The 19,959-nt window shown below is 69.4% G+C and carries 18 protein-coding genes, 1 tRNA gene and 1 other RNA gene; 11 read left to right on the plus strand and 9 right to left on the minus strand.

Annotated features, from left to right (window positions below; genetic code table 11):
• Nucleotides 1–97: 97 nt before the first annotated feature.
• Together ABD743_RS31690 and ffs are read right to left on the minus strand one after the other, a co-directional pair.
• Nucleotides 98–2,452 carry a DNA polymerase III subunit gamma and tau gene (locus ABD743_RS31690; protein WP_344726315.1) on the minus strand — a complete coding sequence of 785 codons (2,355 nt, stop codon included), beginning with the start codon at nucleotides 2,450–2,452 and terminating at the stop codon, nucleotides 98–100.
• 58 nt (nucleotides 2,453–2,510) lie between these two features.
• An RNA gene (gene ffs / locus ABD743_RS31695) (signal recognition particle sRNA small type) lies at nucleotides 2,511–2,605 on the minus strand.
• Between the two features lie 54 nt (nucleotides 2,606–2,659).
• Between ffs and ABD743_RS31700 the strand changes: the two genes are divergently transcribed.
• Nucleotides 2,660–2,747, plus strand: a tRNA-Ser gene (locus ABD743_RS31700).
• A gap of 181 nt (nucleotides 2,748–2,928) precedes the next feature.
• Here ABD743_RS31700 and ABD743_RS31705 read toward each other — a convergent pair.
• A complete protein-coding gene (locus ABD743_RS31705; protein WP_344726317.1) occupies nucleotides 2,929–3,522 on the minus strand; it encodes a nucleotidyltransferase family protein in 594 nt (197 codons plus the stop codon).
• A 577-nt stretch (nucleotides 3,523–4,099) separates the two neighbouring features.
• Here ABD743_RS31705 and ABD743_RS31710 point away from each other — a divergent pair.
• From ABD743_RS31710 to ABD743_RS31725, 4 genes are all read left to right on the plus strand, one after another.
• Nucleotides 4,100–4,741, plus strand: coding sequence for a methyltransferase domain-containing protein (locus ABD743_RS31710; protein ID WP_344726319.1), 642 nt, complete (start codon nucleotides 4,100–4,102; stop codon nucleotides 4,739–4,741).
• 1,155 nt (nucleotides 4,742–5,896) lie between these two features.
• A complete protein-coding gene (locus ABD743_RS31715; protein ID WP_344726484.1) occupies nucleotides 5,897–6,700 on the plus strand; it encodes an alpha/beta fold hydrolase in 804 nt (267 codons plus the stop codon).
• Between the two features lie 540 nt (nucleotides 6,701–7,240).
• On the plus strand, nucleotides 7,241–7,600 hold the full coding sequence (locus ABD743_RS31720; RefSeq protein ID WP_344726321.1) for a hypothetical protein: 360 nt from the start codon (nucleotides 7,241–7,243) through the stop codon (nucleotides 7,598–7,600).
• A gap of 207 nt (nucleotides 7,601–7,807) precedes the next feature.
• Nucleotides 7,808–8,047, plus strand: a complete 240-nt coding sequence (locus ABD743_RS31725) for a hypothetical protein (protein WP_344726323.1) — start codon at nucleotides 7,808–7,810, stop codon at nucleotides 8,045–8,047.
• Nucleotides 8,048–8,267: 220 nt separating this feature from the next.
• Here ABD743_RS31725 and ABD743_RS31730 read toward each other — a convergent pair whose 3' ends face one another.
• Entirely contained in the window at nucleotides 8,268–9,206 is a 939-nt protein-coding gene (locus ABD743_RS31730; RefSeq protein ID WP_344726325.1) for a cyclase family protein, read from the minus strand.
• 236 nt (nucleotides 9,207–9,442) lie between these two features.
• On the opposite strand from ABD743_RS31730, the gene ABD743_RS31735 reads away from it, so the two are divergent.
• From ABD743_RS31735 to ABD743_RS31745, 3 genes are all read left to right on the plus strand, one after another.
• Nucleotides 9,443–10,267 carry an inositol monophosphatase family protein gene (locus ABD743_RS31735; protein WP_344726327.1) on the plus strand — a complete coding sequence of 275 codons (825 nt, stop codon included), beginning with the start codon at nucleotides 9,443–9,445 and terminating at the stop codon, nucleotides 10,265–10,267.
• Nucleotides 10,268–10,561: 294 nt separating this feature from the next.
• Nucleotides 10,562–11,530 (plus strand): universal stress protein, encoded by a 969-nt coding sequence (locus ABD743_RS31740; protein WP_344726329.1) that lies wholly within the window; start codon nucleotides 10,562–10,564, stop codon nucleotides 11,528–11,530.
• A gap of 313 nt (nucleotides 11,531–11,843) precedes the next feature.
• A complete protein-coding gene (locus ABD743_RS31745) occupies nucleotides 11,844–12,119 on the plus strand; it encodes a GlsB/YeaQ/YmgE family stress response membrane protein (protein WP_344726331.1) in 276 nt (91 codons plus the stop codon).
• 71 nt (nucleotides 12,120–12,190) lie between these two features.
• Here the strand turns inward: ABD743_RS31745 and ABD743_RS31750 are convergent, their stop codons facing one another.
• Together ABD743_RS31750 and ABD743_RS31755 are read right to left on the minus strand one after the other, a co-directional pair.
• Nucleotides 12,191–12,784 (minus strand): class F sortase, encoded by a 594-nt coding sequence (locus tag ABD743_RS31750; protein ID WP_344726333.1) that lies wholly within the window; start codon nucleotides 12,782–12,784, stop codon nucleotides 12,191–12,193.
• Nucleotides 12,785–12,795: 11 nt separating this feature from the next.
• Complete coding sequence (locus ABD743_RS31755; protein WP_344726335.1) at nucleotides 12,796–13,200, minus strand: hypothetical protein; 405 nt, start codon at nucleotides 13,198–13,200, stop codon at nucleotides 12,796–12,798.
• A 218-nt stretch (nucleotides 13,201–13,418) separates the two neighbouring features.
• Here ABD743_RS31755 and ABD743_RS31760 point away from each other — a divergent pair, with 218 nt between their 5' ends.
• A complete protein-coding gene (locus ABD743_RS31760) occupies nucleotides 13,419–14,378 on the plus strand; it encodes a threo-3-hydroxy-L-aspartate ammonia-lyase (protein ID WP_344726337.1) in 960 nt (319 codons plus the stop codon).
• A gap of 6 nt (nucleotides 14,379–14,384) precedes the next feature.
• Here the strand turns inward: ABD743_RS31760 and ABD743_RS31765 are convergent, their stop codons facing one another.
• Together ABD743_RS31765 and ABD743_RS31770 are read right to left on the minus strand one after the other, a co-directional pair.
• Nucleotides 14,385–15,659: a cytochrome P450 gene (locus ABD743_RS31765; RefSeq protein WP_344726339.1), complete on the minus strand. Its 1,275-nt coding sequence runs from the start codon at nucleotides 15,657–15,659 to the stop codon at nucleotides 14,385–14,387.
• Nucleotides 15,660–16,052: 393 nt separating this feature from the next.
• Complete coding sequence (locus ABD743_RS31770) at nucleotides 16,053–17,141, minus strand: alanine racemase (protein ID WP_344726341.1); 1,089 nt, start codon at nucleotides 17,139–17,141, stop codon at nucleotides 16,053–16,055.
• Between the two features lie 194 nt (nucleotides 17,142–17,335).
• Between ABD743_RS31770 and ABD743_RS31775 the strand changes: the two genes are divergently transcribed.
• A complete protein-coding gene (locus tag ABD743_RS31775) occupies nucleotides 17,336–17,854 on the plus strand; it encodes a DinB family protein (RefSeq protein WP_417715931.1) in 519 nt (172 codons plus the stop codon).
• Nucleotides 17,855–17,877: 23 nt separating this feature from the next.
• On the opposite strand, the gene ABD743_RS31780 is transcribed toward ABD743_RS31775, so the two are convergent.
• Nucleotides 17,878–18,657 carry a class I SAM-dependent methyltransferase gene (locus ABD743_RS31780; protein ID WP_344726345.1) on the minus strand — a complete coding sequence of 260 codons (780 nt, stop codon included), beginning with the start codon at nucleotides 18,655–18,657 and terminating at the stop codon, nucleotides 17,878–17,880.
• Nucleotides 18,658–18,805: 148 nt separating this feature from the next.
• Here ABD743_RS31780 and ABD743_RS31785 point away from each other — a divergent pair, with 148 nt between their 5' ends.
• The gene (locus ABD743_RS31785) at nucleotides 18,806–19,861 is read left to right on the plus strand and encodes a GlxA family transcriptional regulator (protein WP_344726347.1); all 1,056 of its coding nucleotides are present in this window, start codon (nucleotides 18,806–18,808) and stop codon (nucleotides 19,859–19,861) included.
• Nucleotides 19,862–19,959 lie beyond the last annotated feature (98 nt).

Raw genomic sequence — 19,959 nt, forward strand, 5'->3', positions numbered from 1 at the left:
CCCATCGCCCTGCACTACCACCCGACCGGCATGGACATGGGGGACGAACCGGCCGCCGGCTGCGCGCTGACCACCGCGGCCCGGCTATCCGCGCCGGTCAGCGGTGGTCGATCGCCCTGGCGCCCAGCTGCGCGCTCAGCAATTCGATCGCCGCCTCCTCGGGGTCGCGGCGCTCGACGGGAGCCGCGATCGGCTCGGCGGCCGCCTCGGCGATCATCGACTCCTCGTCGTCGGGCGGAGGCTCCTCCTCCGGCGGCTCGGGCGGAAGCGGCACGCCGTCCTCAGGAGCGGTGGAACGACGGACGGGCGGCGGGCGAACGGGGCGACGCTGCGGCGCCGGTGGCGAGGAGGCGGGTGCAGGTGAGGCGCTGGAGGAGGCCGGCGCTGCCGCAGGCCCGTCGCCGTGCTCGCAGCGCACCCGCCAGCGGACGCCCAGCACCGCGTGCAACGCTTCGGCGATCACCTCGGTATTGCTCTGCTCCGATAGCAACCGCGCCAGCGGCGCGGTGCCGATGCTGAGCACGAGGGTGTCGTTCTCCACCGCCCGGACGGTGGCGCTGACCAGCAACGCGGCCGTGCGCTTCTTGCGCTCCTTGGCGACCGCGAGCACTTCGGGCCACGCTCGCCTCACCGCAGCGGCGTCGAGCGGCGCGGCAGCCGCGGGTGCGGCCGGGCGCCCGGAGGCACCACCGTCGACGCGGGACGCCGAGTCGTCCGGGACGGCCGCCGCTCCCGATCCAGCGCCGTCGTAAGGGGCGCCGCTGGTGCCCGGTCGCCGACCGGCACCATCCGTGCCGCGGCGCCCGCCGGCGGACTCGTCCCCACCTGGGCGCTGGGCGGCACTACCACGGGACTCGACGCCGGGGCGCCCTCCCGCGGCCTCACGCCGAGGATCGGCGGCTGCGCGCTCGCCGCCCTGATCGCTGCGGTCGCGCTCGGTCGCCGCGCCGTCCCGCGGATCAGCACCCGAGCGCCCACCGGCTGCCCCGCCCTGCAGACCAGGGGCAGCAGGCGGAGCGGCCGCTCCCCGAGGATCAGCGTCCGGGCGTGCTCCGGCTGCTCTGCCCTGGGACTCGGCGGCGCCAGGAGGCTCAGCAGACGACCCGCCTCGCGGATCGGTGGTGCGCGGACCTGCCGCGGTGGCGGGCGGCCGTTCGGCCCGGCCGTCTCCCCGTGGCGGCGCTCCGGCGGGCTGCTCCGACCGTTCGCTCGGGCGCTGGAACCGACGGCGGCCCTCGGCCGGCTCCGCGGGCTCGGCACCCGTCTCGTCCGCAGGAAGCGGAGCCGAGGCGATCGCATTGCGCCGTTCGAGCCGTTCCAGGCGTTCGAGCAGCCCCGGCTCGGCGACGGTGGCCGCAGGGAGCAGCATCCGTGCGCACAGCAGCTCCAGCAGCAGCCGAGGCGCCGTGGCCCCCCGCATCTCGGTGAGCCCCGTGTGCACGATCTCGCTGTACCGCGCGAGCGTGGCCTGCCCGATCTTGCCGGCCTGCTCGATCATCCGCGCCAGCTCGTCGTCTGCGGCCTCCACCAGCCCGCGCTCGGCGGCCTCGGGGACCGCCTGCAGCAGCGTGAGGTCACGCAGCCGCTGCAGCAGGTCGGCGGCGAACCGGCGAGGGTCGTGCCCGGCCTCCACCAGCCGGTCGACCGCCTCGAACACGGCCGCCCGATCGCTCGCGGCCAGCGCGTCGACGACGTCGTCGATCAGGGCGACGTCGGTGACCCCCAGGAGCGCCACCGCCCGCTCGTAGGTGACGCCCTCCGGTCCGGCCCCGGCGAGCAGCTGGTCGAGGACCGACAGCGAGTCGCGCGCCGAGCCACCTCCCGCCCGGATGACCAGCGGGAAGACGGCGGGGGCGACGACCGCGCCCTCGTCGGCGCAGATCCGCTCCATCAGCTTGCGCAACGTGCCGGGCGGGATGAGCCGGAACGGGTAGTGGTGGGTGCGCGAGCGGATGGTGGGCAGCACCTTGTCGGGCTCCGTGGTGGCGAACACGAAGACCAGATGCTCCGGCGGCTCCTCCACGATCTTGAGCAGGGCGTTGAAACCCTGCGTGGTGATCATGTGCGCCTCGTCGACGATGAACACCCTGTAGCGCGACTCCGCCGGGGCGAAGAAGGCGCGATCGCGCAGCTCACGGGTGTCGTCCACACCGCCGTGGGACGCGGCGTCGAGCTCGGTGACGTCGATGTTGCCCGGACCGCCCGGCGCCAGTGAGATGCACGACGGGCAGACGCCGCACGGATCGGGCGTGGGCCCGAGCTCGCAGTTGAGCGACCGCGCCAGGATGCGGGCCGACGACGTCTTGCCGCAGCCACGGGGCCCTGAGAACAGGTAGGCGTGGTTGATGCGGCCGGCGGCGAGAGCCGTGCTCAAGGGATCGGTGACGTGTTCCTGCCCGACCACCTCGGAGAACTTCGCCGGGCGGTACTTGCGGTACAGAGCCAGCGCCACAGCCGCGAGGCTACCGACCGGCACCGACAGGGGGCCGCGGGGGAAGCCGCATGCGGACATGAGGGGACCCCGCGCACCCGACAGAGCCCGTTGACCCTTGCTGCCTTCCGGCCCTGGGGGAGTTCACAGGATGGACGCCGCGCGGGGTCCGTGGAGGAGTGTAGTGCCGACGTCGGCGGCGCGAGCGACCCGGCTATGCTTCGACACGGAGGATTCGCCTAGTGGCCTATGGCGCACGCTTGGAAAGCGTGTTGGGTTCACGCCCTCGCGGGTTCGAATCCCGCATCCTCCGCCAGCGCTACCAGCGCAAACGCCCGGACGACCGTTGACGTGGTCGTCCGGGCGTTGTCGTTCAGTCTCAGTTCCAGTGTCAGTTGTCGGTCCGTCAGCCCCCGATGCGGCCGGCCAGCTCGTCCTCGATGCCGCGCCCGGCCCACTCCCTCTACCTCCGGCCCGGTCGTGGCCGGCGCGTCCGGCTACCCGGCCACTCCCACGGAGTCGGGCCAGGGATCCACGACCAGGCTCGGCCATTCCTGCTGCCACCGCCGAGCCTTCGCCTCATAGACCGCGCGCGGTGCCAACCGTGGATTCGGACGCACTCGCATCGCGAACAGGTCTGCGTACCCGTGGGGCGCGTAGTCGACCAGCGCACCCCCTGGCGTCCGAGATACGCCGAAGCAGCACGTCGTCGACGCGAAGTGGTCGATCGCGTCTGTTGAGCTGGTGAACTGCACTCCCGGGACACCGAAGCGGGCCTCGTACCAGAGGTGGACGCGCGCTTCGTTGCGGACCTCCACCGTCACCCCGAGGTCAGCGAACAGCGCGGCGGCCCTGCGGATCACCACGTCTTCGGCCTCGTAGGACAAGTCGGAGGCGTCGTAGTAGAAGAAGTCGTAGTCGGCTATCCCGGCGACGGGGCTACGGCTGTCCAGGACGTTCCATACGGTCTGGAACACCGCCCCGGCAGTCAGCCACCAGTCCGGGACACCGAGCGCCGGCCCGCGGTCGAGGATCGCCGCATTGATCGAGTTCCGCTGGACGAAGGCGAGGAAGCGGGCACGCTGATCCACGAACAGCAGTCTGGCGCAGCGGACCGACGAGCAAAGCGGCCTCTGCCCGCACCCGACGCCGCTTCGGAGATCAGGGGAGCGCGGCAGGGTGGTGATCTCCACCAGGACCCGGCGTGAGGGGCAAGAACGACCCGCGCGGACTATGCACGGACGCAGACCATGGGAGCGGCCTTTCGCCGCAGGTCAGAGCCGATATGACAGCGCTCTGTAAATCCGTCGGCAGCGGACACCATGTGGACGCGCGAGACCCTCGAAGGAGCATGAGGATCACGACGGAGCAGTCTCAGTTTCAGTCTCGTTCAGTGGCGTCCGGGGGTGTTCGGCCTGGACCGCTCCGGCTGGATGGCCGCCGGCCCAACCAGGATTGGCCGCCCATGAACGCTGCAGTGCAGACTTGGAAAGCGTTTTGGGTTCACGCCCTCGCGGGCTCGAATCCCGCATCCTCCGCTAGCGCTAACAGCGCAAACGCCCGGATGCCCGCTCACGTGGACGTCCGGGCGTCGTCGTTAATTCTCTGTTACCGCCCAGCGGCGGCGGGCGTGGCGAGTCGACTACGCAGCGTGCGTAGGGTGCCCTCGTGCAGCAACTCTCCGACCTAGAGACGGTCCGTGAGTCCTACGACCGGGTGGCCGACGCCTACGTCGAGATGGGGGTAGGCCGGCTGGAGGCGGAGCCGTGGCTTCGGGCCGTGCTCGCCGCGTTCGCCGAGTCCGTCCGTGGGCTCGGTCCGGTCCTCGACGTTGGCTGCGGCCCCGGCATCGTCACCGCCCACCTCACCGGCCTGGGTCTGCACACCTCGGGCGTCGACCTGTCGCCACGGATGATCGAGCACGCTCGACGGGGGTACCCCGCCCTGCGGTTCTCCGTCGCCTCGGCGACCGACCTCGACCTCGCGCCGGCCTCACTCGGCGGCGTGCTCGGCTGGTGGTCGCTGTTCAACCTCCCGCGGGAGGCGCTGCCCGGCGTGCTGCGGACGTTCGCCGACGCGCTCGTCCCTGGCGGTCAGGCGCTGGTCGGCACGCACGTCGGCGACGGCGATATCGCCCGCACGGAGGGGTACGGCGGCCTGCCGGTGTCCTGGACGACCCACTTGTACCGCCCCGAGGAGCTGGTCGGAATGCTGGTCGACGCCGGTCTCGAAGTCGCCGAGCTGAGGCTGCCGGTGCAGCCGCCGTCGCTGCGCCCGCAGGTACTGCTTGCTGCGCGGCGGCCAGCCTGACCGCGCACGCACGACCGACTGCGGTCGGTTCCGACGGCGTCGTGAGCGCCGACGCGGGGCCGCGCCGTCCGCCGCGGAGGATTGCTGGTCACGCGGCTGGTCAGCAAGCGCATCCGGACTGGTCGCAGTCTCAGTTCCAGTCTCGTTCAGCTCGGTACGGGCTCGTACGGCACAGGTCAGTCGGCCGCCCTGAGCTGCAGCGCGGCTGGCGCCGCACGACCGCGGACGCCAGCACGCAGACTTCGAAAGCGTGTTGGGTTCACGCCCTCGCGGGTTCGAATCCCGCATCCTCCGCTCTCTGAGCAGCGAAAACGGCCGGGCCGCCCACCAGGGCAGCCCGGCCGTTGCGTTGTGGTTGCAGTTTTTGGTGGCAATCAGCTCCGCCGGTGGTGCCCCGGTGCTCAACTGACCCGTTCGCTACCCGTCGTCGGCGGCTTCCACAGCAGCCCCCGACTGACCGGCAACGCCGCGCCGCATCGATGCCCTCGACACTTCATGATCACGTCGGGTCCATGCCCGCACCCGTACCTCCACCCGCATGTCACCGCTGGTCGCCGCCCACTCATCGCGACCTTGCCGGGGGCCCGCCTTCCCGCTGACACCCAGCGCACCTTCCCGCTACCCGGTAGAGGAGATGCCCGCAGGCCCTGATGACACGATGGCTGCGGGTGGCGCAGTCTCACCAATCGCGGAAAGAGTGGGCCCGGTCTCATCCAAACGGCCGCAGATCGCGAACTGTCTGTCCTGGCGCAAGCGCACAAGGCGGCTCGATCGCGGAACGATCGGGACTCACGAGCGATGCATGCTCCTTCGCGTGACGAGCTCATGGCGCCAGAGAAGATCATCGTCGCAATAGTTCGGTGGAATTATCGATCCTGTTGCTCGTCGCCGTCTTCGGCGGCACCCGGCTGCGTGCTCGCTCCGGAGAAGCAGAGATCGACCTCAGGGAGGTGAACCATGGATGGTCGAGTACGGAAAACCAGCAGACTCATCGTTCTCATCACCGCGTTGGTGGCGATACTGACGGTCTCCGTCACCGTGAGCTGCGCAGCACGGGGTGATAGTCCTGGCGCCGCGGAACAGTGGCCACAAGCTGAACCTCCCCCCGGTTTTCAGTCCGAGTACGCGGTGGTAAACGGCTTCCGCATGCACTATATGCAAGGTGGTAAAGGCTCACCGGTAGTGCTGATCCACGGGTTCCCTCAGACATGGACTGAGTGGCGGCAGCAGATGGGCCCACTTTCCGAGACCCACACTGTGATCGCCGTCGACCTGCGCGGCGCCGGCGACTCCGAGGTCACCGAGAGCGGCTACCAGACCGCACAGATGGCCGACGACGTGCATCAACTGTTGACGCAGCTGAAGCTGAACAACGGCGTCCAGGTCGTCGGCCACGACATCGGCCTGTGGGTCGCCTACGCCTACGCGGCCCAGTGGCCGTCAGAGGTGCGCCGCATGGCCGTGATGGAAGCCCCCATCCCGGACGAAACCATATACAGCTACCCGGCCCTGGAGGCCAACCCGCAAACCCCGTCGGCGTGGCATTTCGGCATGTTCCAGCTGCCTCTCGCCGAGCAGCTCATCGCCGGTCACGAGGGCCCCTTCGTCCGAGGCTTCATCGGCGAGTATCTGGCCAACAAGCCCGCTTTCAGCTCGGCTGACTACGACTTCTACGCCCATTACCTGAAGGAGCCCGGCCGCACGACAGCCTGGATGCGCATTTATCGCCAGCTCCGCGAAGACGTCCAGCGGAACGCGAAGTTCGCGGCCGAAGGCAAACTGAAGATGCCCATCCTGGCGATCGGCGGCCAGGCGTCGTTCGGTGGCGGTATCGCCGACCAATGGCGTAACTACGCCGAGAACGTCGACGGCCAGGTCCTCGAGGGTTCGGGGCACTGGGTGACCGAGGAGAAGCCGCAGGAAGTGACGGCCATGCTGCAGTCCTTCCTGGAAAAGTAGGTTCGAGAGGAAGTGCCGCGCGCGGTACGGACGGCTGGCACCGCTGCCCATCGCGATTGGCGGTCCCGGCGAGGATGTGGTCGACGATCCCGTCCGACCAGTCGAGGGCACGTTCGAGCTGCGTTTTCGTCTTCGCGCGGACCGCCCAGGTCTCGCTGCGTTCGATCTTCCGGACCGCAGATCGACGCTATGCCGCGGTCGGCGAGCGGGCGTTGCCGCCAGGCGGAGCCGGGATTGCCAGTGGCAGTTGCGATGGCGTTCGGTGGCAATCACGGGCTGTCGTTGGCTCGCCCGACACGGGCCTGACCACAACCAGTCCGGGCCGCGTCCCGCAGCGCGCGGTCCCCCGGACGGACGGCGCGGTGTTGATTGCGACCGACCGGCGCCGGCGTCCACAACGCTGGGATGGCGCATCAAGCGCGAACGCCCATCCCTCTTCGCTTCCGAGCGGCGAGGCACGGCGGCTCAATCGACGTCTCCTGTCGGTCGACGGCATTACCGTCAACCACCGCGTTGGCATGGGAACGTCAAGGAGGACGCGTGACAGCGGCACGAGTACTGGTGGTCGGGCTCGATCCCGCCAAGATCCAGGGCTGGGACCCGAAGCCGGTCCAGGCAGCGATAGCACGCGGACGGGCCCGCTTCGATGATCATGATTTCGAGGCCGACTGGTGCCTGGTGGCGCTCGACGAGAACCCCGAAGAGGCGATCGTCGAGGCGCTGACCAGCAGAGACTACGGCTGCGTGGTGATCGGGGGCGGGATCCGCAGTCACGAGCCGCTGCTCGAACTCTTCGAGAAGGTGATCAACCTGGTCCGGCAGCATGCACCCGCCGCAGCCATCGCCTTCAACAGCACCCCCGAGGACTGCGCTGACGCAGCTCTGCGATGGCTGCGCTAGCCCAGGGCGGCCCTCCAGGCGCAGCGACTGTCGATTCGTTCGGGGAGAGCGGTCCGACCGCGAGCGCGGGCCGCCGAAGTGAATCCGAGCTCCGTGCGGAGAGTCCGCCGCAGGTCAGAGCGCTGTGACATCCACATCGTCCCGTGCGCGGCGGCGATCTGGGCGCCGGCCGGCTCGCGCGATCACCCGCTGCTGTCCGGACGTGCCGTGGCCATCACCGACTACCACCCTGACATCGCCGCGCTGTCCGCGGCACCGACCCGTGTGGTGATCGCGGTGGGCGAGGAAACCGGCGAGGTCTACACGGCCCGCACCGCCCGCGCGGCCGCACGGGTGCTGGGCCAGGAAGCGACGACGTTTCCCAGCCACCACCTCGGCTTCCTCGACGGTGCCGGCCGGCCCGACGCGTTCGCGGCGCGGCTGCGCGAGGTACTCAACGCCGAGTAGCGCCACGCGGACGGGCTGCTTTCGTTGGAAGCACTGCGATCTGATGGAGTCAGGTTCGCGACGTGCGGTAGCGGCGGCTGGGATCGCCGGCCGCTGTTGCCGGGCCGCCCGGGCGGCCTCCGCGCCGACCGTCGGCGTGTGCGGCGATGGGTCGCCTCCCGACCGCGTTCCAGCCGCGGGCCGGGTCCTTTATCGCATCGCACCCCTCATGACCCGTCGGTCAGAATGTGGCGATCGGGTTGACCGGGCTGCCGGACGTACCGGCGAAGCGGACCGGCGCAACTGCGAGGTGGAAGTCCCACTGGCCGAGCTCGGCGGCCGTTGTCGCGCACACCTCCAGGTCGCAGTTGTCGAGCAGCCACAGACCCATCGCGACGAGGCTCACGGCGTGGACCGGCATCAACACGTCCTCGTACCCCGATGGCTGAACGTCCTGGGGGGTGTCGGCGCCGATCAGCGCGACCTCCCGTTCGTGCAGCCACGGCAGGCAGGACGCGTGCCAGCCGGCCTGGGTGAAACCGCCGGCCGCACCGGCTTCGTGCCGGCCGCGGCCGTAGCCGGTCCGCAGCAGTACCGCATCGCCGGGCCGCACCCGCACACCCTGGCGACGCTCGGCCTCCTCGAGATCGTCGGGAAACACACCCTGCCCCGGTTCCAACCACGGCACATCACGGACCCTCGCGATGTCCAACAGGACACCACGCGTGATGATCCCGTTCGCCGCCGCCGTGACGGCCGCCCACGCTGATCCCGTTGCGGGGTCGACCAGCGAGTGCGAGCGCCCGTTGTACATCGTGCCGTCCCAGAAGAGGTGGCACGGGGAGTCGACGTGGGTGACGGTGTTGCCGTGGAACGTGATGCCGAGCCGCTCGGACGAGAAGCCCCAGCGCCGGTCGGCGTGGAATGCGGGCACCGGCATGTTCTCGGCGCCCGGCATGTCGGCGGCGCACGGGCACGTCGTCGTCGACCGCTCCATCTCCCCCGGCACGGCGATCTCCCATGCGCACGACACGCTCCTGCCGTGGCGCACGGCCCGCGACGCCGCCAGCCGAACGTCGTCGGTGATGTGGTTCAGCGTGCCGAGCTCGTCGTCGTCGCCCCACCGTCCCCAGTTCGACAGCGTGTCGAAGTACCCGAGCACGTCGTCCTGCGTAGGCATCGGTCGCCCTGCCGTCATCCCAGCATCGACTCCTCCGGTCACGCGGTTCGAGGCACGCTATAGGAGCCCCACAGATGCTGGTCGAGCACGTGGGCCGGACCCAGCACTGGGTCCCCGGGCTGCGATGGCGGGCAGGGTGGCTCTGGGCCCCGAAATGCGTCTCCCGAATACCGTTCGCCGAAGTGTATGAATCGAGTCTTGCGCCGCGAACCAGGACCGCACAGTAGCCTGGAGGCATGGATGTCGAGTTCGTCGACGACGTATTGAGCAGTGTCGCCGCCGCGGAGATAATGCCTCGATTCGGACGCCTTTCCACTACTGATGTCGTCACCAAGACGTCAGCCTTCGACATTGTCTCGACGGCAGATTGGGCTGCAGAGAAGGCGATCACGGAGGCGGTTCGTCACGAGTACCCTCGAGCGACCGTGATCGGGGAGGAAGCCGCGGCCAACGATCCGGGCATTGTGGGAGCTCTCGATGAGGCCGACCTCGCATTCGTGCTCGACCCCCTCGACGGGACGAAGAACTTCGTGGCCGGCCTCCCGTTGTTCGCCGTGATGGCGGCAGTCGTCGAGCGAGGCCGGATCGTCGCGGGCGTCATCCACGACCCGGTCACCCGTACCTCGGCGATCGCGACCGATGGCGGGGGCGCGTGGATCCGCCGTGACGGCACCGCCGGCGCGCGGTTACGAGTCGCCGATCCGGCGCCCGTGAACGAGATGGCAGCAGTGGCGGGCACGCAGTTCCTGCCGGAATCGATGAGGAGCGTGGTCACGGCCAACCTGTCCGAACTGGGCAGCTACACGTGGTTCCGTTGCGCCGGCCACGAGTACCGGATGGCTGCGGCCGGGCACTGCCACCTCCTCTCCTACAACCGCTTGATGCCGTGGGACCACGCGGCGGGCTGGCTGTTGCACCGGGAGGCGGGCGGCTTCAGCGCCCATTTCGACGGCGCCCCCTTCCGCGTCGGCCGTATGTCAGGCGGCCTGCTGTGCGCACCGGACGAGGACTCCTGGCATGCGGCCCACCACACCTTGTTCGCCGGGGTGAGCACCTCCTGACACCCTTAACGTGTCCTTATGTGTTCGCCTGGGCTGATCGTCGTGATAAGGCTCTGATGCATTCCTGCTAGCAGGCATGCGCGGACCCCGTAGGCATCAAGATATTGGAACCTGCTGGCTGCGATGCCTCGCACCGGACACTGGCGCGACGATGGCTGGAGTTGCACCAACCGCTACGTATTGCACGCCGGCACTCACATACCGCGCGAAGCGGTCGGCCGAGCATCAGCATCGGCGATCCACGCATCTATTGACGCCCGGGCGCCGCAGGTGTGGAAAACGGAGAAATGGGTCATGGAAGAAGGCATCGACACGCCAGGCGACACAACCGACTCCGCGGGACGAGCCGGTCGCAACGACATGAACTACGTAGTGGCGTACTCGCCGGACAACGGTGGGCGAGCGGCACTCGCGGCGGCCCGCCTGTTCTCCTCCCCGGACGTGATATTGACCGTCTGCACGATCATCCCCGAGATGGGGAGCAGCCCGCACACCGCAGTGAGGGGCGCCGAGTACGCAGAGTCCCTGTGGAGGTCCGCGGCGAAGGGGCTCGGCGAGGCCAAGGCGTTCCTCGGGGACGACGTGAACGCGGTGTACATGACCCGCACAGCGCGCTCACCGGCCGAAGGGATCCTTGCGCTGGTCGCCGAACTCGACGCCGGCATGGTGGTCCTCGGTGCGTCCCGGGGTGAACCGTCCCGCCGATTCTCCACAGGGAGTGTCACCGGCGACGTATTGCGCGCCACTCAGGTGCCGACGGCGCTCGCCCCGATCGGCTACCGCCCGGAGCACCAAGTGCGGCTCCAGCAGATCACCTACGGGTACGACGAGCCGAGGCCGTCGAATGCGGTGTCCGCCACGGCGGCTCAGCTCGCCCTTCGCCACGAACTGACGCAGCCAGTTCCGGTCAGCGCCCTCCACCGGGACCGGCTCGGGACGCTGCGCTGGGGGGTGGGCGACGTGCTGCTCATCGGTTCCGCTGATCTGGGCACGATCGGACCGGCTCGCCAGAACAACATGGCCACCATCGTGGGCGAGGCGCCTGTCCCGACCGTCGTCGTACCGAGCCGTCGCCCTTCGACGGAGCAGAGGGTGTCGGCCTACCACTGCCCGACGTGCGAAGTTGAGGGTCGCGACCTCGATCCCGACCCGGCCTGCTGGAGTTGTGGGGGGCCCACTGTCGTCACCAGTAGGCCGCTGCTGAACACGCCCGGCCCATCGCCGGACAAATCGGCCGTGACCCCGCGGAATGAACACTGGTGAACGTGGCTTCTTGAGCCCAGAGCCGCACCTAGGCTCCTGAAAAAGGCGAGCGCGGGGTCTCTTCGTCCGGACCAGGTGACCAGACGGGCCAGCCGCTCATCCCAATCCAGGTGTGGCGACGTCCGGCGAACGCTGCGGCGGTCGTCATCAGGCCATCCGGTGGTCGGCGGTGCACATCCTTCGGTGGTGAGCGTTAGCCCGATCAGCGCAAAGAGCGCCCGCGTTGTGTCGATCACGCTTGGTTCCCGAAGTGATCGGGAAGCCTCCCGAAACGGGTCGTCAAGAGCGGCCCCCGGGCTTAGCTGGAGGAACCGTGACCGTCACGGGCATCATCACTGCGATCATCGTCGGCCTCATCATCGGCGCTCTGGGTCGACTGGTCGTGCCGGGTAAGCAGCCGATCCCGATCTGGCTGACGATCATCATCGGTATCGTCGCCGCCTTCATCGGCTCGTTCATCGCAGGCGCCGTGGGGTTCGCGACCGGATCGGGCTTCCACATCGGAGAGCTGATCCTCCAGGTCGTCGTGGCCGCTCTCGGGGTCTTCCTCGTCTCGGGCATGTACGGCCGTAGGTCCGTCCATCGGTAAGCCATGACGACGGGCGACGCCGGGTCCACCCTTCGAGGTGGACCCGGCGTCGGTCGTTTGCTGGATTCTGCTCAGCCGATCCGGTCGGCGTACACAACCACGTTGTCGAGGTAGTGCCCCGACCTGCGGTCGAACGCCCCTCCGCAGGTGATGAGCCGGAGTTGAGCGTTCGGGGTGTCGCCGTAGACCTCGGCGGTCGGGAAGGAGTTCTTCCCGTACCGCTCGGTCCGGCCGACCGTGAACTCCGCGGTGGTGCCGTCCGCCCGGTCCACCGCGATCCGGTCGCCGGGGTCGAGGTCGCGGAGCCGGAAGAACACCGCGGGTCCCTCCCGCGAGTCGACGTGACCGACGACCACGGCAGGACCCGCCTCGCCGGGCTCAGGGCCCGCACGCCACCAGCCGGTGTCGTGGTTCGTCGGAGGCGGTGGCAGCACCCCGTGCGGGTCGAGCTCGAGCGCACGGACCGCTGCGTCCACTCCGATCCGCGGAATGCGAACCCGGACGGGATCCGCGACCTGCTCGGGCTCGGCGGCCGCGGTCACGGTCATTGCCGGGGCGACGACCGGGGCTGCAGTCTCGCGGGCGGTCCCGCAGCCAGTGGCCAGGAGTGCGGCGGTGGCCAGCGCGGCGGCGGTCAGGGCACTGGGACGAATACCGGTGCGCATGGCAGGTCCGGTCAGTCCGTGCGGTCCGCACGGAACCCGCCGCGGACCAGCGCCGTCCCGCCGGCGAGCGCGATCACACCGGCCGCGCCGAGCGGGACGGCGAGGTCGACACCACCGGCCGTGCCACCGGCGCCCGCAGACACGCCGCCAGAGGGGGCCCTGCCGTCGTCATCGTCGTCGTCGGACGGGGCGAGCAGCCCACCGGTACCGGTCTGCACACCGCCGGCCGGAGCGCGGCCGTCGTCGTCACCCCGGCCGTCGTCGTCGCCGGGGCCGTCGTCGTCGTTCTGGGCGGACATGACGGCGGCGGGGGCCGGCACGGGCTGCGGCGAGGCGACGGCGGGTGCGGCGCCCACCAGCGTGACCGTGCCCGCAGCGACAGCCGCGAGGAGGATTCGTCGAGCGATGATGTTCATGGCGATCGGGCCTCTCGTCCGGGTTCCAGCGGGGAAATCCGCTGATCAGGACGCTATGAAGGCATCCGGAGGCATCAGGTGAGACCGGGATGAACGTCCTCTCATCCCGGTCTCGGTGCGGCCGAGGAAGGGAGAAGCCGGCTCGTAACCCGGGCCGCTCACAACGACGGAGCGCGCGTCGTTCACGATGCGAGAGACGCACCGAGGACAGGAGCACGATGCCGACACCACCCACCTACGCCGACGTCGAGGCCGCCGCCGAGCGGATCCATGGCCACGCACACCGGACGCCGGTGCTGACCTCCCGCAGGGTGGACGCGGAGATCGGCGCGTCCGTGTTCTTCAAGTGCGAGAACTTCCAGCGGATGGGCGCGTTCAAGTTCCGGGGCGCGTTCAACGCACTGTCCCGGTTCGACGACGAGCAGCGGCGCGCGGGTGTGATCACGTTCTCGTCCGGCAACCACGCGCAGGCGATCGCGCTGTCCGCCAACATCCTCGGTATACCGGCGACGATCGTCATGCCGCACGATGCCCCGGCGAGCAAGCTCGCCGCCACGCGCGGGTACGGCGCGACCATCGTCGAGTACGACCGCTACAGCCAGGACCGCGAGGAGCTCGGCAGGGCGCTGGCCACCGGGAAGGGCATGACGCTCATCCCGCCCTACGACCACGCCGACGTCATCGCCGGGCAGGGGACCGCCACGAAGGAGTTGATCGAGGAGGTTGGCGAGCTCGACTCGCTGTTCGTCTGCCTCGGTGGCGGCGGTCTGCTCTCGGGTGCGGCGCTGGCCACGCGCGCGCTGTCGCCGGCATGCCGGATCTACGGCGTGGAGCCGGAGGCGGGTGACGACGGGTTGCGATCGTTTCGTACCGGATCGATCGTCCATATCGACACGCCCGTCACCATCGCCGACGGCGCCCAGACCCAGCATCTCGGTGAGCTGACCTTCGACGTCATCCGGCGCGAGGTGGACGACATCTACACCGCGACGGACGACGAGTTGGTCGACGCGATGCGGGTGTTCGCCACGACCCTCAAGATCGTGGTGGAGCCGACCGGCTGCCTGGCCTTCGCCGCGGTGCGCAGGCTCGCCTCTGAGCTGTCCGGCCAGCGGGTGGGTGTGATCGTGAGCGGCGGCAACGTCGATCTCGACCGATATGTCGCCCTCCTCGCCTGATCCCCTTCAGTGCAGCGTGACGGGGAGGGCGTCGACCCCGAACACGAAGGACAGCTTGCGGTAGGACAGGTCGGCCGGGTCGGTGGCGAGCCGGATATCCGGGAATCGGCGGATGAGGGCCGGGTAGGCCGTGCGCAGCTCCATGCGGGCGAGCTCGGCGCCGATGCAGCGGTGGAGGCCGTAGCCGAAGGCGAGGTGTGGGCGGCTGGGGCGCCCGGGGTGGAAGTCGTCGAGGCCGTCGCCGTCGCGGTTGGCTCCGCTCAGCGAGCAGAGGACGATGTCGCCCTTGGCGATGGTCTGGCCGCCGATCGTCGTCTCCTCCCGGGCGAACCGCGGAAACGCGACCTGGACGACGGTGAGATAGCGCAGCAGCTCCTCGACGAACGGTTCGATCGCGGCGTCGTCGTCGCGTACGGCGCGGCGGCTCTCGGAGTGCTGCAGCAGGACGATGGTGCCCAGCGCGAGCATGCTGGCCGTGGTCTCGAGCCCTCCGGTGAGCAACCCGTCGGCGAGGCCTGCGAGCTCGTGGTCGGAGATGTCGTCGCCGTGCTCCCGCACGAGCATGCCGAGCAGGCCGTCACCAGGCTCGACCCGTTGCTTCTCCACGATGCGGAGCAGGTACTCCATCGACTCCGAGATCGCGCCGAGCGAACCGGTGACCCCGCCGAGGAGGTCGAAACGGGTGGTGCTGAGCCGCTGGAATTCGGCGCGGTCGGAGTAGGGGACGCCCAGTAGCTCGCAGATCGTCAGCGAGGGGATGGGGAGTGCGAAGGTCTGCAGGAGATCGACGGCGCCGTTCGCCTCGGCGAGCGAGGCCATCTCGTCGAGCTGGCCGGCGACGATGGCCTCGATCCGGGGCGCGAGCCGACGTAGCCGGTGGCCGGTGAACTCAGGGGTGAGCATCCGGCGCAGGCGGGTGTGGGCAGGTGGGTCGGTGAATCCGAGCCCGCCGGGATTCTGGTCGGCTGTGATGCCCACGGTGCCGACGAGGTTGGTGAAGTCGTTGCTGAATGCGCTTCCCGCTCCCAGCACCGCGCGGGTCTCCTCGTAGCCGGTGACCACCCATGCGCGGAGCCCGAACGGCAGCCGGAGCCGGCTGACGGGTTCGTGCTCGCGCAGGTTGCCCAGCGCGGCGACGGGATCGAGCCCCGTGCGTTGCAGCGGCACCAACGCAGAGTCGGGCAGAAGCGACAGCAGCGCGTCGGGCGCACCGGCCGCACGTCTGCGACCGAAGCGCCGACGGGCCAGGAAGCCGACGATGCGGCCGCGAACACCACCCATGATCCCGACTCTAGGCAGGTACCCGGACAAGCCGTCCTCCGCATGTGTCCGGAAACGCCTCGCCGGCCCTCATCGAACTCTCAGGAATGTGATGAGGACTACGACCGGCTCGTCCGGTGCTTCCTCCGCGATGTGGTCGCAGAAGTCGATCGTGGACTGCGCCACGGTCGGCCAGGTTGGACGACAGGACGAGGAGCGGGCAGGTGACACGCTGCCTCACGGGGTCGGCCTCGTCGTCCGCACGGTCGATGCCGACGCCGGCGCGGTAGTCCTCAAGCATCGCCGTCACCGTAGCGGGATCGTGGGATCGCACGATGGTCCTCCGCGCGATATGGACACATGACGCGGAAAAAACGGCTGCCGAACGGCGAGGGGTGTCCATGTCGCGCAGGGTCAGGCGTTCGCCCCTCTCGCGGCGACCTGCCAGCGGTCTTGTTGCGCGCCGTTCGCCAGAACTATCAGCTCGTCCGCCAGGTTGACGGCCGCACATACGTGGTTGGGTGCCACCCGCACGACGTCGCCGGGGCGCAGCGACACGCCGTCCTCCGGGAGGACGACGGTCGCGTGGTGCTCGGACAGGGCGACGACACGGGCGTCCGGGTGGTCGGGGAGCCTGCCACCGCCGGTCGCCCAGGCGGGCTGGTCGGCGCCGAGAATCTTGCTGCCCGCGTCGAGTACGACCCGGCGGCCCGAGCTGCTCACCACCGTGCTGATCGCCGTCAGGGCGATGTCGGCCCAGTCGCAGCTGCCCAGCTCCGCCTGTTGCGAGTCGTTGAAGACGTACACGCCGGGCCGGATCTCGGTGAGCGCCCCGGCGTCGGAGAGCGCAGCGGTCGGGGTCGAGCCGCCGCTCGACACCTCCACCTCCAGACCGGCTTTCCGCATCGACGCCCTCGCCTCGGTCAGCGCGCCGGCCTCGTCGACGGCTGCCTGCCCGCGCCGTCCGGGGCCGTAGCCGTGGCCGGGAAAGGTGAAGATCCCCACCACCCGCAGCCCCGCGCGTGCGGCGGCTGTGGCCACCTCCGCCGCCTGCCCGGGTCGTACGCCGCTGCGATGGTGGCCGCTGTCGATCTCGACGAGGGCTTCCACATCTGCGCCGGCCACGGCCTTTGCGAGGGCCTGCGCGCCCTCCTCGGAGTCGATGCCGACCCGCAGCGAGGCGCGCTCGGCCAGGGCCCGCAGCCGGTTGCCCCGCCCGCCCGCCGCCCAGATCGGGTAGGCGATGAACAGGTCCGTGAAGCCGCCCGAGGCGAAGATCTCCGCCTCGCCCACGGTGGCAACCGTCAGACCGGCCGCGCCGTGCTCGACCTGACGGCGGGCGATCTCGAGGCACTTGTGGGTCTTCGCGTGCGGACGCAGCGCGAAACCGCGCGCCCGCGCCGCCCCGGCCATGCTCGCGAGGTTGCGCTCCATGACGTCGAGGTCGACGGCCAGGAACGGCGTGTCGAGCTCCCCGGTGATCAGGTCGATCGCAGCGGACATGCCGCGATTCTCGACCACGGCGCAGCCCGAGCCCCTCACGCCGGCTGAAGGAGAACGATCACACTCGGGTCGGCGGCCTTCACCGAGGCGCCCTCTGACCTGCTGCAGCAGCTCCACGTCTGCATCGACCAGCGTCCGTGCAGCGGAAAACGGCGACTCGACTGTGACGCGCCTGTCAGGATCGGCCGGTGCCGGTGTCCCGTTCTGACCTTTTGCAGTCACAGTTCGACCTGACGTGGTCGCTGCTGGAGTACCACTTGGACCGGTTGGAGGGCGAGGACTTCCTGTGGGAGCCGGCTGCCCTCTGCTGGACCGTTCGACCCACCGCCGATGGGTCGTGGGTGCCCGACTGGGAGGACACCGAGCCCGAGCCGATCCCCGTGCCCACGATCGGCTGGATCACCTGGCACATCGGCTGGTGGTGGACCGTGACGATCGACCATGCGCGTGGCCGTTACCCCCGGGACCGCACCGAGATCAGCTGGCCCGGCGACGGCGAGAAGACGATCGCGTGGCTGCGTTACCTCCGCACCGAATGGTCGGCAGTCCTCGACGGGTTCAGCGACGCCGACCTCGACAAGGCCGCGCCCTTCCCGTGGACGGACGAACCGGAGCGCACCGTCGCGGACATGGTGGCCTGGGTCAACGTCGAGCTGACGAAGAACACCGCCGAGATCGGGCAGCTGCGGTTGCTGCGGGCCGCACGTGCCTAGGGGCGTGCCCGCGCGTGCTTCCGCTACTTGCGGCCCACCCCGAGCAGATGAGCGCTGGTGTTGATCAACAGTGGATCCCGCTCGACGATGCGGGCGCATCGCAGTGCTGCTTCGACCCTGGCCTCGAACTCCTGCAGGCCGGCGGAGTCGAGCGCCGGCCACGCCGGCCCCTCGATGCCGAAGACGGCGACATCCCGCACGCCGGCATCCGTCATCTCGGCGTGCAACTCGTCCGCTGTGTGGAAGTGAGCGTCGACGAAACCGGCATGCCCGTCGTAGCGTCCGGTCGCGATCACGGAGGCGACCGACGGCTCCATCTCAGCGGTCAACCTGCCCTCGCTGCCGACCTCCAGCAGGGACATGTAGCGGCTGACAGCAGCGACCACCAACAGGCCGCCGGGCCGCAGGACACGCCTCGCTTCGGCCAGTGCGCAGGCGCGTTCAGCGGGCTCGACCAGGTGATACAGAGGGCCGAGGAGCAACGCGACGTCAACGCTCTCGTCGCCGGCGCTGAGCTGCCGGGCGTCACCCACCTCGGCCGTGACGCCATCGCGCGCTGCGGCTGCGTCGACGTGACGCGGTACCAGGTCGACGACGTGGACGACGTGGCCGTCCGCGGCCAGCCACGCGGCGTGGACCCCGGTTCCACCGCCGATGTCCAGAATCCGTGAACGGACGCCCGGCAGCAGGCGCCGTATCAGCTCCTGGGTGCGGAGGAACTCCAACCGTCCATGCGGCGACCTGGTCAAGCGCGTGTCCTCGAAGCAGTCGACGCCGTAGTGCTCCACCAGCTCCGATGCCATCGAGCCATACTGATCGCCGCTCGTTCCCGGCTCCACCCAATTCGGCTCCCGGCGAGCCGGTCGCTGACGGGCTTTGCCAGATCTGCACAGATCGAGCCACGATGGTGAGGGCGCCACTGGCCCTGTACTCAGCCGAGCTGGAGATCTGATGCATCCCAGGAAGCTTCCGCCCACTTCGCTCGGGCGCGACAAGCACGTCATTGCGCTGCTGGTCGTTCCCGACTCCGTGGCACTCGAAGTGGCCATCGCGCAACAGATCTTCGGCCGGCGGATGTCGTCGATCACCTCGGTCACCGGAGACCACGACAGCCCGTACGAGGTCATTCTGTGCGGTGAGGAGAAGCGGTACGTCCTGCCGTCCGGAGCCGATCTCGGCGAGCTTTCTCCCCTGGAGACGGTGCTGTCGGCCGACACCGTCATGATTCCCGGGATCGAGGATCCGCTGAGCCCGCGAAGCGACGTTCTCCTCAAGAGCCTTCAGGAGGCCTGTGACGCGGGTGCGCGCATGGTCTCGTTCTGCGGTGGCGCGTTCATCCTCGGTCGCGCAGGCGTGCTCGACAGGCGCCGGGCCACGACGCACTGGTTGTTCTCCGCCGAGTTCCGCACGGAGTTTCCGCTGGTCCGCCTCGAGCCCGAGCACCTCTACGTCGATGACGGACCGGTGCACACCTCCGGCGGCATGTTCTCCGCCACCGATCTCGCTCTCCATCTCGTCGACCTGGACCTCGGCCGTGCCTATGCCAACGACCTCGGGCGCATCCTCGTCAGCGCACCACACCGACCTGGTGGCCAGGCGCAGTTCATCAAGAACTCCATCCGTCTCGACGACGAACCACCGATCCACACGTTCCTGCATTGGCTGCGCGACCACATCCATGAACCGCTGACGCTCGCCGAACTCGCCGACCACGAGCACATGAGCGAACGCAGTCTTGTCCGGAAGTTCCGGCAGAGCACCGGGATGAGCGTCTTCGATTGGATCATCAGGGAGCGCGTCGAACGGGCGAAGGTTCTCCTGGAAACAACCGAATACCGGGTTTCGGAGATTGCGGTGATGGTGGGCTTCGGCTCGCCGGAGACGCTCCGGCGCAACTTCGAGAGACAGGTGGGAACGTCCGCCGCCGGCTACCGGAAGACATTCCGTCCCGAACGAACGACGAGCTCGTCAGATCGGACACCGAGGGACGCGCACCGCGACGAATGAGGTTGGCGAGATCTGGGACGAGATTGGCGGAATCTGTGCACTGGCCACAGGTCCAGCCAGCTAGCGTTCGACCGAACGGACGCAAACCCCGGAAGGAC

The sequence above is a fragment of the Pseudonocardia yunnanensis genome, assembly GCF_039534065.1.
GTDB classification, from domain to species: Bacteria; Actinomycetota; Actinomycetes; order Mycobacteriales; family Pseudonocardiaceae; genus Pseudonocardia; species Pseudonocardia yunnanensis.

Coding starts and splice junctions, on each gene's coding strand:
- ABD743_RS31750 (WP_344726333.1), bottom strand. CDS start 12,784: ATGCGCACCGGTATTCGTCCCAGTGCCCTGACCGCCGCCGCGCTGGCC.
- ABD743_RS31780 (WP_344726345.1), bottom strand. CDS start 18,657: ATGGCATCGGAGCTGGTGGAGCACTACGGCGTCGACTGCTTCGAGGAC.
- ABD743_RS31785 (WP_344726347.1), top strand. CDS start 18,806: ATGCATCCCAGGAAGCTTCCGCCCACTTCGCTCGGGCGCGACAAGCAC.
- ABD743_RS31760 (WP_344726337.1), top strand. CDS start 13,419: ATGCCGACACCACCCACCTACGCCGACGTCGAGGCCGCCGCCGAGCGG.
- ABD743_RS31765 (WP_344726339.1), bottom strand. CDS start 15,659: ATGGGTGGTGTTCGCGGCCGCATCGTCGGCTTCCTGGCCCGTCGGCGC.
- ABD743_RS31770 (WP_344726341.1), bottom strand. CDS start 17,141: ATGTCCGCTGCGATCGACCTGATCACCGGGGAGCTCGACACGCCGTTC.
- ABD743_RS31730 (WP_344726325.1), bottom strand. CDS start 9,206: ATGCCTACGCAGGACGACGTGCTCGGGTACTTCGACACGCTGTCGAAC.
- ABD743_RS31755 (WP_344726335.1), bottom strand. CDS start 13,200: ATGAACATCATCGCTCGACGAATCCTCCTCGCGGCTGTCGCTGCGGGC.
- ABD743_RS31715 (WP_344726484.1), top strand. CDS start 5,897: ATGCAAGGTGGTAAAGGCTCACCGGTAGTGCTGATCCACGGGTTCCCT.
- ABD743_RS31740 (WP_344726329.1), top strand. CDS start 10,562: ATGGAAGAAGGCATCGACACGCCAGGCGACACAACCGACTCCGCGGGA.
- ABD743_RS31735 (WP_344726327.1), top strand. CDS start 9,443: ATGGATGTCGAGTTCGTCGACGACGTATTGAGCAGTGTCGCCGCCGCG.